This window comes from Lacrimispora sp. (assembly GCF_047605665.1).
GTDB lineage: Bacteria > Bacillota > Clostridia > Lachnospirales > Lachnospiraceae > Lacrimispora.
The window spans coordinates 1-14,425 of sequence record NZ_JASGFH010000021.1 but is presented as its reverse complement, the minus strand read 5'-3'; the positions used below and the strand labels follow the sequence as shown (position 1 = coordinate 14,425).

Here is a 14,425-nt window from a genome sequence, read left to right as displayed (position 1 = left end):
TGTACTATAATTATTTTAATCCGAATAGACTTTTTATACAAATCATATAACGCAAGGAGGAGATTGCTATGGTGCAGATAATAGCAGGTAAAAAGGGGAAAGGTAAGACAAAACATTTGTTGGACAGAGCCAACGCCGCTGTAAAGGAGTCCGCAGGCTCTATCGTATACCTGGACAAAAGTTCCAAGCACATGTACGAATTAAGCAACAAGATCCGCCTCATTAATGTTAATGAGTATCCTATCACATCCAGTGAGGGATTTATTGGTTTAATCTGTGGTGTCATATCCCAGGATCATGACTTGGAAACCATGTTTTTTGACAGTTTTTTGAAGCTGGCCTGCCTGGAAGGCGAAGACATATCTGAGACCATTGCGACCTTGGAAAAAATCAGTGAAAAATATCATGTAACCTTTGTTCTCAGCGTATCCATTGATGCAGAGAATATGCCTGAGGATGTTAAGGCTCATGTGGTTGTTTCATTATAATCATACATAGAAGTTAATTTTCCTCTAAAAGGGGGCTGCAGGGCGGCCTCCTTTTTATATGTCAGGAAATTTTTCTCCTCTGACTTGAATTTTTTGGTAATTCCTTTTATAATAGCTAGAAGGGAAGGGAGGCGTCAGGTTGGCAAGAAAAAAAGCAAAGAAGCCAGGAAAGAGCAAGAAGATCATCCGTTACCGACGGCCTCTGAATATCAATGTAGGTATGATTATCTTTGGCCTTATTTTTGTTTATATGGTATTCAGTGTATCCGCTTACGTACGCAGAGATAAAATCAGATTCTACGAGGTACAGGAAGGCAGTATTGTAAATAACAAAAATCACACAGGCATCATCCTCCGGCAGGAGGAGGTAAAGCACGCGGATAAATCCGGATATATCAACTATTACGTGAGAGAAGGAAAGCGGGCGTCTGCAGGAACCCGTGTTTATTCCATTGATGAAACGGGAAGCATTGCGGCCTTTCTGGCAGAAAATGCAGAGGAAAGCGTTTCTTTGACACCGGAAAATTTGTCCGAATTAAAAAAGCAGCTTACTGCATTCAGCCTCACTTATGACAGCAATCAGTTCCGCACCGCCTATGACACCAAATTCTCCTTAGAGGCTGAGGTCATGGAGTGCGTGAATTTCAATGTACTGGACAACTTAGGAGGAGTGATGGACCAGGCGGGCATTAATTTTCAGCAGGTAAAAGCGGATCAGGCAGGAATCGTATCCTATGGAATTGATTCTTATGAAAGCCTGCAGCCGGCAGCGGTTTCAGAGGCCGTATTTGACTTGAGCAGCTATACAAAGACAGCCGCAAAGTCGGAGCTGATTGAAAAGGGGGCTCCTGTCTATAAGATCATCACTTCTGACCAATGGTCTGTGGTATTTCCCCTTACAGAAGAAGAACAGACGGCTTACGGGGATAAGACAAGCCTTACGGTGGAGTTTACCAAGCAGGATTTAAAGACCTCCGGCAGCTTTTCCATGTTTAACGGAACTGACGGAAAGCCTTTTGGAAAGCTGGATTTTGACAAGTATATGATTCAGTTTGCTTCGGACCGGTATGTGGATTTTGAAATCATTTCTGACCGGACGGAAGGGCTTAAGATTCCTGTCACAGCGGTGACCACAAAGGAATTTTTCCTGGTTCCCACGGATTACTTAACCCAGGGCGGAGACAGCACCGTAAGCGGCTTTCATAAAGAGGTGTATTCTGACTCCGGAACCTCCGTTGTATTTGTTCCTGCGGATATTTATTATTCAGAAGGGGATAATTACTATATCGAAATGGGCGGAGACGATGGCTTTAAAGCGGGAGATTATATCGTAAAGCCTGATTCCAAAGAACGGTATCAGATCGGGGCAAGTGCCTCTCTCCAGGGAGTGTATAACATAAATAAAGGATATGCGGTATTTAAGCAGATCGATGTACTGGCCTCCAACGACGAATACTACACTGTGAAAAAAAATATGACCTATGGCCTGGCTGTATACGACCACATCGTTTTGGAAGCAGCCACAGTCATGGAAGGACAGCTAATTTATAAATAAGAGGTGATAAATTTGGTAAGGGAAAACCTGGAGGAAGTGAGAAAGCGGATTTTAGAGGCCTGCAAAAGAGCGGGAAGGAATCCGGAGGAAGTGACTCTCATAGCAGTCAGCAAGACAAAGCCTGTGGACATGCTCACCGAGGCATACAACAGCGGCGTCCGGGACTTTGGAGAAAATAAGGTGCAGGAGCTGACGGAAAAGTGCTCAGTTTTGCCGGAGGACATCCGTTGGCACATGATCGGCCATTTGCAGCGCAACAAGGTGAAGCAGGTCATTGACAAAGCGGCCCTCATTCACAGCGTGGATTCCATACGGCTGGCAGAACAGATTCAGGAGGAAGCGGCCAAAAAAGCGGTGATCGCGGACATTCTTTTAGAGATCAATGTGGCGGAAGAGGAAAGTAAATTTGGCTTTAAGCTGGAAGAGACGGAAGCGGCCATCCGTGAAATCTCCACTTTTCCTCATGTTAAGATAAAAGGTCTCATGACGATTGCTCCTTTTGTAGAAAATTCTGAGGAAAATAGGCCTGTATTTCAAAAATTAAATCAATTTTATGTTGACATGCAAAGGAAAAACATTGATAATGTTAATATGACCGTGCTCTCAATGGGCATGACCGGAGATTATGAAGTTGCAATCGAAGAGGGAGCTACTCTGGTAAGGGTCGGTACCGGTATTTTTGGTACAAGATATTATATGAACACCTGAGGGATGTCAAGACCAGGCATCCGGACCGGTGAGAATATATACCTGGAGGCTGGGAGGGTTTGAGTATGGCCTACATGGTATAAGATTGGAGAGAATGAAGTATGAGCATTTTAGGCAAACTGATGGATAGCATGCGCTTGAATGATACGGATGAAGATGACGATTACTACTTAGATGACGACTACGAGGATGAGGGTGACAGACCTGTCAGAAAGCCTCTTTTTTCAAAGAAGGCGGAAGAAGACTATTACGATGAGGAAGAGGACTATGATCAGAAACCCCGTTTTCTGTCCCGTTCTCCGAAGGTAGTTCCTATGAAGCAGCAGCGTACCATGGAAGTATCCATGATAAAACCTACATCCATTGAGGATGCAAAGGAAATCTGCGATTACATGCTGGCAGGAAAAGCCGTTGTTCTCAATATGGAGGGAATCCATACTGAGGTAGCCCAGCGAATTATTGATTTTACTTCCGGTGCCACATACTCCATGAATGGAAATTTGCAGAAAATATCAAACTACATATTCATAGCAACTCCGGAATCGGTAGAATTGTCCGGTGATTTTCAGGACTTGTTAAACAGCGGAGGCCTGGATATGGGCGGGATGAATCTTCGCCTGTAACAGTTAGTTTTACTTAAAAGGAATAGCGAATTTATTTGAATGGTACAAGCAGACAACTCATATCCCTGGCATACTCTGCTTAGGGAGCGCAGTTGTTTGCTTTCTTCCGTCATGGAGGAAAAAAGATACAATAATACAATGGAGGAATGACGCCGTGGGAAATCCAATGACCGTACACAAAGACGGAACCCCGATTTATGATATCGTTATGGAGACCTCGTTTGAGGGATTGGCAGAGGAGTTAAAAAAGCTGAAGCTGGATGGGCGAAAGGTCTGCATTGTCACGGATTCAAAAGTTGCCTCTCTTTATCTCGATGAGGTGGAGAGCATTGCTGCCGGCTGCTGTAAGCAGACGGAGCGGTTTATCTTTCCTGCCGGGGAAGAGAATAAGAACCTGGACACAGTCCGTAGCTTATATGAAGCTTTGATCAACATGAAGTTTGACCGCCATGACTGGCTTCTGGCTTTGGGCGGAGGAGTGGTAGGAGATTTGTGCGGCTTTACGGCTGCTACTTATTTAAGGGGAATTTCCTTTATCCAGGTGCCCACAACCCTGCTGTCCCAGGTGGATTCCAGCATCGGAGGAAAGACCGGCGTGGATTTTGATGCCTACAAAAATATGGTGGGCGCATTTCATATGCCAAAACTGGTTTATACAAATATCGGAACCTTAAAAACTCTTTCTGATGAGCAGTTTTCTTCCGGCATGGGAGAGGTCCTTAAGCATGGTTTGATTAAGGACGCCTCTTATTACGACTGGCTGATTGATCATGCAGAGGAAATTCAGAGCAGAGATTTAAGCATCCTGGAGGAGACGGTGCGCATAAGCAACCGGATCAAAAAGGATGTGGTGGAAAAGGACCCTACAGAGCAGGGAGAACGGGCGCTTTTAAACCTGGGCCACACTTTGGGCCATGCCATTGAGAAGCTTTCTGACTTTCAACTGGTTCACGGCCACTGCGTAGGCCTTGGCTGCATCGCTGCCATGGGGATTTCTGTAAAAAGGGGCATGATAAAAGAAGAAGAACTTTCCCGACTCATATCTGCCATGAAGCAGTTTCACATGCCGGTTACCGTCAGCGGGCTTTCGGCAGATGATATTATTGAAACTACGAAAAGTGATAAAAAGATGGATTCCGGCACGATCCGTTTTATACTCTTAGAACAGACAGGAAAAGCCTTTGTAGACAAGACCGTCACAGCAGATGAGATGGCAGAAGGGCTTAAATACATTTTAACCTTAGCATAAGGAGATTTACATGAATCAGAAAACAAAACTGACCCTTGGACTGATCGCCGGCTTTTTTATCGCCATAGGTCTGGACCAGTGGACCAAGCGCCTTGCAGTACAGCATCTCATGAACCGTCCGCCCTACCAGATCTGGGAAGGTGTATTTGAATTTTTTTACCACGAAAACAGGGGAGCAGCTTTTGGAATGCTTCAGGGAAAACAGACCTTTTTCCTGCTGATCGCCGTTGTTGTATTATCCTTTACGGTTTACGGCGTGTTCCGCATGCCTGCAACCAGAAAATACCTGCCACTGCATCTCATCGCCATGTTTTTGTCCGCCGGTGCGGTAGGCAATATGATTGACCGTTTCACCCAGGGATATGTGGTGGATTTTCTGTATTTCAAACTCATTGACTTTCCTATTTTCAATGTAGCCGACTGCTACGTTACGGTTTCCATGTTTATCTTCATGATTCTGTTCCTGTTCTATTATAAGGAAGAGGATTTATCCTGTCTTTCCCTCAAACAAAAGGAGGGACAGGCTTGAATCAGCAGTTTACAGTGACAGCAGAAGATGCTGGAATGCGAATTGATAAGTATTTATCAATGTACTGTGAAGAATTGTCCCGTTCTTATTTGCAGAAGCTTTTAAAGGAACAGGAGGTTCTGGTCAATGAAAAGGCAGTTAAAAGCAATTACAAGGTGAGTCCGGGAGAAATTGTCCAGTTGTCTCTGCCTGAAGCCGTGGAACCGGAAATTGAGGCTGAGGAAATGGAGCTGGACATCCTTTATGAAGATCAGGATATCATCCTCATTAACAAGCCGAAGGGAATGGTCGTCCATCCGGCTGCCGGACATTACAGCGGAACTTTGGTCAACGGCCTTATGGCCCACTGCCGGGACAGTTTATCAGGCATCAACGGCGTTATGCGCCCTGGGATCGTTCATAGAATCGATATGGACACCACCGGGGTCATTATTGTATGCAAGAATGACCTGGCCCACAATTCCATTGCAGAGCAGCTTAAGGAGCATTCCATTACCAGAAAATACTATGCTGTGGTACATGGGGCTTTAAAAGAGGACGAAGGGACCGTAAACGCCCCCATTGGCCGCCATCCTGTGGACCGGAAGAAAATGAGCATTAATGAGAAGAACGGAAGGGAAGCAATTACCCATTACCGGGTTTTGGAGCGGTTTAAGCAGTTTACCTATGTGGAATGCCAGCTTGAAACAGGGCGGACCCACCAGATCAGGGTCCATATGGCCAGCATCGGACACCCCATATTGGGCGATCAGGTTTACGGCCCTGCAAAGTGTCCTTTCCGGTTAAACGGACAGACTCTTCATGCAGGAGTTCTGGGCATTGTCCATCCGGAAAGCGGAGCTTACATGGAATTTACGGCTCCTCTTCCTGAATATTTTGAAGACCTGTTGAGAAAATTGCGGGGAGCCTTATAAAGGCTCCTTTTTCTTAGAAAACTGTTAAGTTGAGAAAAAATATGGATTTTTCTGAAACTTTGATGTATAATATAGCTATAAGACAATTGGAAGGAGTGATTTTCATGAGCGGAAATTTAGTGATTACCATAGGAAGACAATGCGGAAGTTCAGGAAAAATCATTGGGCAGAAATTAGCAGAGGAATTAGGCATTAAGTGTTATGATAAGGAACTGCTGGCTCTGGCAGCCAAGAAAAGCGGGTTGAGCGAAGAGTTGTTTCAGACACATGATGAAAGGCCCACCAACAGTTTTTTATATTCCCTTGTAATGGATACATATCCCATGGGCATGGCCGCTTCCGGCCACCTGGATATGCCCATCAACCATAAGCTGTTTTTAGCCCAGTTCAACACCATAAAACAGCTTGCAGAGGATGAATCCTGCGTGATTGTAGGGCGGTGTGCGGACTATGCTCTGGCAGAAAATCCCAACCTTGTATCGGTTTTTATCAGTGCCACCGATGAAGACAGGATCACTTCCTTAAAAGAGCTTTACCAGATTGACGAAGGAAAAGCCAGGGACATTATGATCAAGACCGACAAAAAACGTTCCAGCTATTATAATTATTACTCCGACAAGAAGTGGGGCGATGTGAAGAGCTATGATTTATGCATCAACAGGAGCGCAGTAGGCGTGGAAGGAGCGGTGAAGATCATCCGCAGCTTTGCCGATGCAAAGATGAAGTGGAACGAAGAGAAGAAATCAAAGTAATAATCTCCATAAGAAAACGGACATTTCCATTTTACAGGAAGTGCCCGTTTTTTATTGTATTAATTATTCCACTGTTACGGATTTTGCCAGGTTTCTTGGCTGATCCACATCGAGATTTTTCCCTACGGAAGCGTAATAAGCGATGAGCTGGAGGATGACAGCCACCGGGAATACGGCAAACCGGTCATCCACTTCAGGGATAGGGATTATAACATCTGCAATGCCTTCCTCCACCGGGGAATTTTCTCCAACCAGCAGAATTACGAATGCGCCTCTGGCTTTGACTTCCCTGATGTTTGAAATGGTTTTTGCGAAAACCTTTTTCTGTGTTCCGATGGCAATGACAGGAACCTGATTCGTTATGAGGGCGATAGTGCCGTGCTTTAGTTCTCCGGCAGCATAGGCTTCGGCATGAATATAGGAGATTTCCTTTAATTTTAAGGCTCCTTCCAGAGAAAATGCGTAATCCAGCCCGCGTCCGATGAAGAATGCATCAGGCTCATTGATCAGGTGAGTGACCAGAGCTTTGACAGAATCCCTCTTTTCAATCATGGCTTCCATGGCGGGAATGGCGTCTAAAAGCTCCTTCATGAAGTTCTCCGCTTCCTCATGCCCGTATGCGCCCCTTACCAGGGCCATCCTGCAGCATACCATATAAAGGGCCGCCAACTGTACGGAATAGGCTTTTGTGCTGGCAACGGCGATTTCCGGGCCTGCATGGGTGAAAAGAACGTAATCGCTTTCTCTGGCAATGGTGGAGCCCTTTACATTGACCACTGACAAGGTGGAAGCTCCATAGCTTTTGGCAAGTCTCAAGGCTGCCAGAGTATCGATGGTTTCTCCTGACTGGGATATGATGATGACCAGAGTCTTGCTGTCAATGAGCGGTTCCTCGTACCGGAATTCAGAAGCAATGGAAACTGTGACCGGAATCCGCAGAAGAGGCTCCATAAGGGCTCTTACCACCATCCCTGCATGCATGGCAGTTCCGCAGGCCACAATGTGAATCTGATTGCACTGCTCTAAGAGGGAATCCGGAATCTGGTCGTCGGTAAAATCAGGCAGACCCCGGACCATGCGGGGCAGTATGGTATTTTTCAGGGATTCAGGCTGTTCATGAATCTCCTTCAGCATAAAGTGAGGGAAACCGTTTTTCATGGCAGCGTCTGTATTCCAGCTCACTTCCATCAGCTCAGGGATGGTTTCCTTCTGGTGAAGGTCATAAAGATGAACCTTATAGGAGGTAAGCTTTACGATGTGGTTTTCAGGAACCACAAAATACTGTTTTGTATAGGGAATGAGGGCAGTCAAGTCTGAGGCCACAAAAGAGCCGGAGCGAGTGTAGGCCGCCACCAGAGGGCTTACACTTCGGATGGCATAAATCTCTCCGGGATGATCCTCAAACATCATACAGAAGCTGTATGAGCCCTTTAAATAAGATACAAATTTGCTTATGGCCTCTAAAGGTCTTCCTTCATAAAGGCTTTCAAGAACCCATGCAGCCACTTCACTGTCAGTCTCAGACTGAAGCCTGCCTTCCAAATGAAAGTCAAGGGTGAGCTGATGATAATTCTCAATGATGCCGTTATGGACCAGGGTGATCTGTCCGGCCTGATGGGGATGGGTGTTTTCCGTGGTCACTCCTCCGTGAGTGGCCCACCTGGTATGTCCCAGTCCGCAATGGGAGGTCTCGGCAATTTCTCTGCACCCTTCTTTTAAATTGGAAACTTTTCCTGTATGTCTGATGAGACGGATGCGGGAGTTCTCCATGCACAGGGCAATTCCTGCGCTGTCATAGCCCCTGTATTCTAATTGAGACAAGCCTTCCAACAAAATTCTCTTTGAGTCCAGAGGACCTGTATAACCAATAATTCCACACATAATTTACGTTCTCCTTAATTTTTCACATGATGTCTGCCCTTTTTTCCAGAAAAAAGGTACACAAAAAACAGGCTCCGGTTCCAGCGCGCTTGTTTTGCAGTTACCTGCATATTTCACACTGGATACACGCCCGGAACGGCATGGAAGGGCATCCGCCGAATATTCGATAAACCCTTCACCTCGTTAACCTCTGACGCCGTTTTCTAAAGAAAACGTTCACGGTCGCATCAGCAGGTGCATGGCGCTTAGCTTAGCTTTGCTATTGATATTTATGCCTCCTTCATAAATCTAGTTTATTATAGCCTTTGTTTGTTTGTGCGTCAATACCATGATTTACATTGATTTTACCGTAATCCTCTTTTTCATTTTACATTCATCCGTTAAAATGAATTTAGAATACGAAGAAAGGAAGAATATATGATAAGATTAGTAGCATCTGACATGGATGGAACACTGTTAAATCCATGGGGGAAGATATCCCCACTCAATGTCGCAGCCATTAAGGCTCTCAGACAGAAAAACATCAATTTTGTGGTATGTACGGGCAGGGGCTTTGCAGACGCTTTTACGCCTTTAAAAGAAGCAGGAATTTCCTGCGATATCATCTGTATGAACGGCGCCGCTGTTTTTGACAGCAGCGGAAAGCAGATCAGGAAGCAGCCTATGTCCAGGGAACAGATCCGGCGCATTCTGGATATCTGCCGTTCTTTTCCGGTTCTTTATGATTTCATGACGGAAAACGGAAGCTATACCACCTCGGATAAGGAAACGTTCCGGAAAAGCTTTGAGGATGGAACCTTTCTCCCCATGGTTTCCAAAGAACATACTTATGAAACCATAGCGCAGAGATTTCAGTTCACTACGGAGGAGGAACTTCTGAGTTCTGCACTGGATATATATAAAATGTCTGTGGTTCATGAAAACCCGGAGGTTTTAAAGCACCTTCGCCTTTTTCTGGAACAGGAAGAGGAGTTATCTGTCGCTTCCTCGGATTCCTCCAACTTGGAACTGACCCATATCGGGGCACAAAAGGGGGCCGCTCTTTTGGAATATGCCCAAAATGCCGGAATCCGTCCCAGGGAAATACTGGCAATAGGAGACAGCGAAAATGATCTCTCCATGCTGAAGCTGCCCTTGGGATACACCATTGCCATGGAAAATGCTTCGGAGGCAGTGAAACGGAAAGCCCGCCTCATAACCAGAAGCAACAGTGCCGACGGTGTGGCCGCAGCTATAGAAGCCCTGATTCTTTCCGATGCAGCCGCAGCGGGCTGATTATAAAACCTTTCTCTCTGTATTTTGACCCCGGTTTATGAAAAGTGGTCAGAGTACAGTTTTTTGTTATGTGGGGACCCATTATAGAAAGCTGATTGACTGATAAAATCTTTTCTGGTAAAATGGATAGGATCTGCCAAAGTATTGATTGGAAGGCCCGGAAAATCAGGGCTGTAAATAAGAAAGGACAATGGTTCAGTTATGAATTATGAGGACGAATTAGACCGCATGAGAGCCCGCAAAAACAGAAAGAGCGGCAAAGAATCAGGACATGCAGACAGGAATCCGGACAGAAAGCAGACATCGGAAAGAAAACAGCAGGAGCATACTGTAAGAGGGGACAGGACCTATTACAATGCAGGAGACGGAAGAAACCCCAGAGTCCGCCGCAATGACCAGCAAAGCAGCGCAAAGCTGAAAGCGGACAAGAAAAGAAAGCGGAAACACAAAAGAAAGGTATTTCTCATAGAGCTTGCCGTTCTGGCGCTGGTGCTGCTGGGCGTATTTTTCATGTTGAAGCAGCGCACTGGACAGAAGGGCTATTGGACCATCGCAGTATTTGGCGTGGATTCCAGGGATGGCAATCTGGAAAAAGGCGCCTTATCTGATGTGGAAATGATCTGCAACATCAACAAGGCTACCGGAGAGATCAAGCTGGTATCTGTTTACAGAGATACATACTTAAAGATCAACAGCAAGGGAACTTACCATAAAATCAACGAAGCCTACTTTAAAGGCGGCCACAAACAGGCCCTTGAGGCTTTAAATGAGAATCTGGACCTTAAGATCGATGATTATGCCACATTTAACTGGAAGGCCGTTGCCGATGCTATCAACATTTTAGGCGGCGTTGATGTGGAAATCACAGATTCAGAATTTGCTTATATTAACGGTTTCATCACAGAAACCGTCAATTCCACCGGCGTAGGTTCCCACCATTTAAAGAGTGCGGGAATGAACCATTTAGATGGGGTACAAGCTGTATCCTATGCCAGACTCCGCCTCATGGATACGGATTACAACCGTACGGAGCGCCAGAGAAAGATCGTATCCCTGGCTATGGAAAAGGCCAAGAGCGCTGATTTTGCAACCTTAAAGACTCTGGCTACAGCCGTACTTCCTCAGATATCCACCAGCGTCGGCATTGACGATGTTCTGCCCATGGCGAAGGGAATCAGCAAATACCATATCGGAGAAACAGCCGGTTTTCCATTTTCCAGGACAGCCATGAAGATCGGAAAAATGGACTGTGTCATTGCCACCACCTTAGAAAGCAATGTGGTTCAGCTCCACCAGTTCCTCTATGACCAGGAAAATTATTCTCCGTCTGCAACCGTTAAAAAGATCAGCGCCAAGATTTCTGAAGACAGCGGCCTTTCAGAGCCTGGGGAAAATGCACCTTCCGGCGGTTCAGGGGGAAAGAAAAAAGGCAATGCTTCAAAAGAGACGGCACTTCCTCAGACAGAGCCTTCTGTTGAGCCCAGTACAGAAGAAACCACGGCTGAAAGCACGGAAGAGGTGGTTTCTGAAACAACGGAGGAAGAGAGCGATGCTCCCACCAAGGAAGATGGCGGTCTCGTAGGCCCAGGTGCCAACTTGCCGGAATCCCAGCCGGAAACACAACCCCAGGAGGGACCGGGAACGGGAGAAGTGGGACCAGGAGTATGATAAGCCAAAAGGAAAAGGAGATTATTTATGATATTATCTGATAAAACTATCCTTGAAATGATCAGTGAAAAGACGCTGACCATTTCCCCTATTGAAGAGCACCAGATTCAGCCGGCCAGTGTAGACATCCGGCTGGGAAATACATTTTGTATCGTGGAAGACACAAGCAATGGAATTATTTCCTTAAATGATGAAATCAAATACAAAACCATGGTGACAGACCGCTATTTACTCCTTCCCGGCCAGTTTGTATTGGCCACTACCATGGAATACGTTTGTCTTCCTGACAATCTGACCGCTTTTGTGGAAGGGAGAAGCTCTCTTGGCAGACTGGGGCTTTTCATTCAAAATGCAGGCTGGGTTGATCCCGGATTTGAGGGAGAGATTACCCTGGAACTTTTTAATGCCAACCGGTGTGCCATTGAGCTTTGTGCCGGGCGCCGTGTGGGGCAGCTTGTATTTGCCCAATTGGACGACTATGCTTTAAATCCCTATCGCGGCAAGTATCAGGGCCAAAGAGGGGCAACTTCTTCTAAAATCTTTTTGGATACGGACCATCAATAACAGGGCTTAAAACCTTATTATTGGACATCTTTAAATTGCAAAGACTGAATAATTATGGTAAAATATAGATAAATTCCAAAAGAAAGAAGGAATATCAATATGGATAAAGAATTATTAAATTATACCGTTGAAAAAACACACGAATTAATGAATGCCCCATCATGCAGCAAAGAGGCAAAAACAGCAGCTCAGACCTGGTTAGATGCAGTTGGAACTGAAAAGGAAGCTGCAGAAACAAAAAACTATATTGATGAGCTGGCAGCGGATATTATGCCCATTGACGGTCTGATCGGTTTTGCAGAATCTGATACCGGAGTTCAGATCTTTGGAGCGGATACAGCTAAGCATATTGCAGCACATGCAAAGGAAATCAAGTCTGCCGGAGCAAACTACTGTGATTGTCCGGCTTGTGCAGCCGCGGCTGCGATTCTTGATAAGAAAGAGGAGCTTCTTAAATAGGAGATTAACGGCTGTAAAAAATGAAAACAAATGACTAGATGAAAACGACAAAACCAGATGATGGGTTTTGTCGTTTTTTTATAAAAAGAGAAGATATTATTTAATTGGTAAATTAAGAATACAAAAAAGCTTTTTAATATATTTTATATCAATGTTATATATAAACTTTGTATGATTACGCATTTTGCGTTATTATAAATATCCGGTAAAGGAGTGACTGCGTATGATGGAGAAATATTCAGCTATAAAAGAACGTGTAAGGAGGGATCACGAAAAATAACCCTCCACATTAGAATGGAGGATTAATATGAATTTTTTAGATTTCGAGAAGAATCATGTGGAAAGCGCAAAGCGAATTGCTGTTGAGAACTACTATGAAGAGCGTGAATATGTACCAATTCTGCCGGACATAGATGTGCTTCCCGATTTAGAGTATTTTGCAAACAATGGACTTGGAATTGCAGCTTTTGATGATGACCGGTTAATAGGGTTTTTATGTTGTTACAACCCATGGGATAATGCATTTGGTTCAAATGCCAAGGGAACATTCTCACCCATTCATGCCCACGGTGCTGTAAAAGAGAATAGAAGATTCATATATCAAAAAATGTATCAAGCCGCTGCTGAGAAATGGGTTAAACGTAGTATAACGTATCATGCCATAGCACATTATGCACATGATACAGAATCAATAAATGCATTTTTCACTTATGGATTTGGTCTTCGATGTATAGATGGTATTAGGCCAATGGAGGAATTTGAATGCCCCCCATGTGATGGCGTTTACTTTGAAGAACTTGCTAAAGCAGATGTAATCAGAGTAAGACAAATGCGTCAAATGCAGTCTGAACACATGGGAAATAGTCCTTGTTTTATGCATTCTTCATCAGATGATTTTCAATCCTGGCTGGCTTGTGCAGAGGAACGCAGCTCAAGGATATTTGCTGCCAATGATGGTGAAAAGCTGATTGCATTCGTTGAACTAAAAAGTAGTGGTGAAAATTTTGTTACTGAAACAGAAAATATGTGTAACATTTGCGGAGCTTTCTGTCTTCCTGAATTTCGGGAAAAAAACATCTATCAGGATTTATTGAATTTTACGATACGGAAGTTAAAAGGAGAAGGATATACGATTCTGGGAGTGGATTTTGAGAGTTTTAACCCTACGGGATACGGTTTCTGGCTCAAATATTTTACCGCATATACGAACAGTGTGGTTCGTAGAATTGATGAATGTGTATTACATGATTAATGCGTGGTGTCAAATAAATATTAATTTATAATTTACAATGAACAAAATCGCTATGAATAGTATAGCGATTTTGTTCATTTACCAGATAAAAGATAGAAGAGGAGATAGGGTAGGGAAAGAAAAACGATAAAACTGCTTGATGTTATGTGCGACACAGAAATTAAGATCAACAGCTAGAATCCAGCACCGCCTTCATTTTGAAATCGGACGCTGTCTAAGAAATTTCAATAAATAGTATTGTATATTAATTGAAAAAATGGATTTATTATGATATTATGTAAAAAAAGGAGGTTTTATATATGAAAGGTTTTTTTAGGGTTATATTTACAGCAATATTAATGGCTGGTATGTTGATTATTCCTGCAAGCGCCGCTGAAGACCAGGCTGTTAACTGGGGCGACACAAATTATCAGATAATGGTGCCAGGTTTTATTGAAGGAAGAGATATTACAATTAACGGCCAAACCACACCTGCAATTGTTGTTCAAAAGCCAGAGAAAAATAGTGA

Annotated in this window: 14 protein-coding genes and 1 pseudogene; 14 read left to right on the top strand and 1 reads right to left on the bottom strand. The window is 44.3% G+C overall.

Translation table 11 applies throughout. The annotated features are described in order from the left end of the window. Positions 1–68 precede the first annotated feature (68 nt). The 8 genes from QM657_RS15935 (at position 69) to QM657_RS15900 (ending at position 6,818) form a co-directional block, all read left to right on the top strand. A complete protein-coding gene (locus tag QM657_RS15935) occupies positions 69–488 on the top strand; it encodes a twitching motility protein PilT (protein ID WP_367565677.1) in 420 nt (139 codons plus the stop codon). A 139-nt stretch (positions 489–627) separates the two neighbouring features. Beyond that, the gene (locus QM657_RS15930; protein ID WP_415067689.1) at positions 628–2,043 is read left to right on the top strand and encodes an HlyD family efflux transporter periplasmic adaptor subunit; all 1,416 of its coding nucleotides are present in this window, start codon (positions 628–630) and stop codon (positions 2,041–2,043) included. Between the two features lie 12 nt (positions 2,044–2,055). After that, complete coding sequence (locus QM657_RS15925; RefSeq protein ID WP_415067750.1) at positions 2,056–2,751, top strand: YggS family pyridoxal phosphate-dependent enzyme; 696 nt, start codon at positions 2,056–2,058, stop codon at positions 2,749–2,751. Between the two features lie 101 nt (positions 2,752–2,852). After that, positions 2,853–3,374 carry a cell division protein SepF gene (locus tag QM657_RS15920; protein ID WP_415067688.1) on the top strand — a complete coding sequence of 174 codons (522 nt, stop codon included), beginning with the start codon at positions 2,853–2,855 and terminating at the stop codon, positions 3,372–3,374. Positions 3,375–3,540: 166 nt separating this feature from the next. Next, positions 3,541–4,623 carry a 3-dehydroquinate synthase gene (gene aroB / locus QM657_RS15915; RefSeq protein ID WP_415067749.1) on the top strand — a complete coding sequence of 361 codons (1,083 nt, stop codon included), beginning with the start codon at positions 3,541–3,543 and terminating at the stop codon, positions 4,621–4,623. A gap of 10 nt (positions 4,624–4,633) precedes the next feature. After that, positions 4,634–5,152 (top strand): signal peptidase II, encoded by a 519-nt coding sequence (gene lspA, locus QM657_RS15910; RefSeq protein WP_415067687.1) that lies wholly within the window; start codon positions 4,634–4,636, stop codon positions 5,150–5,152. A 35-nt stretch (positions 5,153–5,187) separates the two neighbouring features. Beyond that, entirely contained in the window at positions 5,188–6,066 is an 879-nt protein-coding gene (locus QM657_RS15905) for an RluA family pseudouridine synthase (RefSeq protein WP_415067748.1), read from the top strand. Positions 6,067–6,170: 104 nt separating this feature from the next. Continuing rightward, on the top strand, positions 6,171–6,818 hold the full coding sequence (locus QM657_RS15900) for an AAA family ATPase (RefSeq protein ID WP_415067686.1): 648 nt from the start codon (positions 6,171–6,173) through the stop codon (positions 6,816–6,818). Between the two features lie 63 nt (positions 6,819–6,881). Here the strand turns inward: QM657_RS15900 and glmS are convergent, their stop codons facing one another. Further along, positions 6,882–8,699, bottom strand: a complete 1,818-nt coding sequence (glmS, locus tag QM657_RS15895) for a glutamine--fructose-6-phosphate transaminase (isomerizing) (RefSeq protein ID WP_415067685.1) — start codon at positions 8,697–8,699, stop codon at positions 6,882–6,884. Positions 8,700–9,116: 417 nt separating this feature from the next. Between glmS and QM657_RS15890 the strand changes: the two genes are divergently transcribed. The 6 genes and pseudogenes from QM657_RS15890 to QM657_RS15865 all read left to right on the top strand — a co-directional run. Continuing rightward, positions 9,117–9,974 (top strand): Cof-type HAD-IIB family hydrolase, encoded by an 858-nt coding sequence (locus tag QM657_RS15890; RefSeq protein ID WP_415067684.1) that lies wholly within the window; start codon positions 9,117–9,119, stop codon positions 9,972–9,974. Positions 9,975–10,175: 201 nt separating this feature from the next. Continuing rightward, a pseudogene (locus tag QM657_RS15885) lies at positions 10,176–11,636 on the top strand (LCP family protein); the annotation flags it as partial. Positions 11,637–11,669: 33 nt separating this feature from the next. Then, positions 11,670–12,206 (top strand): dCTP deaminase, encoded by a 537-nt coding sequence (dcd, locus tag QM657_RS15880; RefSeq protein ID WP_415067683.1) that lies wholly within the window; start codon positions 11,670–11,672, stop codon positions 12,204–12,206. Between the two features lie 99 nt (positions 12,207–12,305). Next, complete coding sequence (locus QM657_RS15875; RefSeq protein ID WP_415067682.1) at positions 12,306–12,665, top strand: molecular chaperone Hsp90; 360 nt, start codon at positions 12,306–12,308, stop codon at positions 12,663–12,665. 307 nt (positions 12,666–12,972) lie between these two features. Continuing rightward, on the top strand, positions 12,973–13,917 hold the full coding sequence (locus tag QM657_RS15870; RefSeq protein WP_415067681.1) for a GNAT family N-acetyltransferase: 945 nt from the start codon (positions 12,973–12,975) through the stop codon (positions 13,915–13,917). Positions 13,918–14,216: 299 nt separating this feature from the next. After that, on the top strand, positions 14,217–14,425 hold a 209-nt coding region (locus QM657_RS15865), incomplete at its 3' end, for a hypothetical protein (protein WP_415067680.1).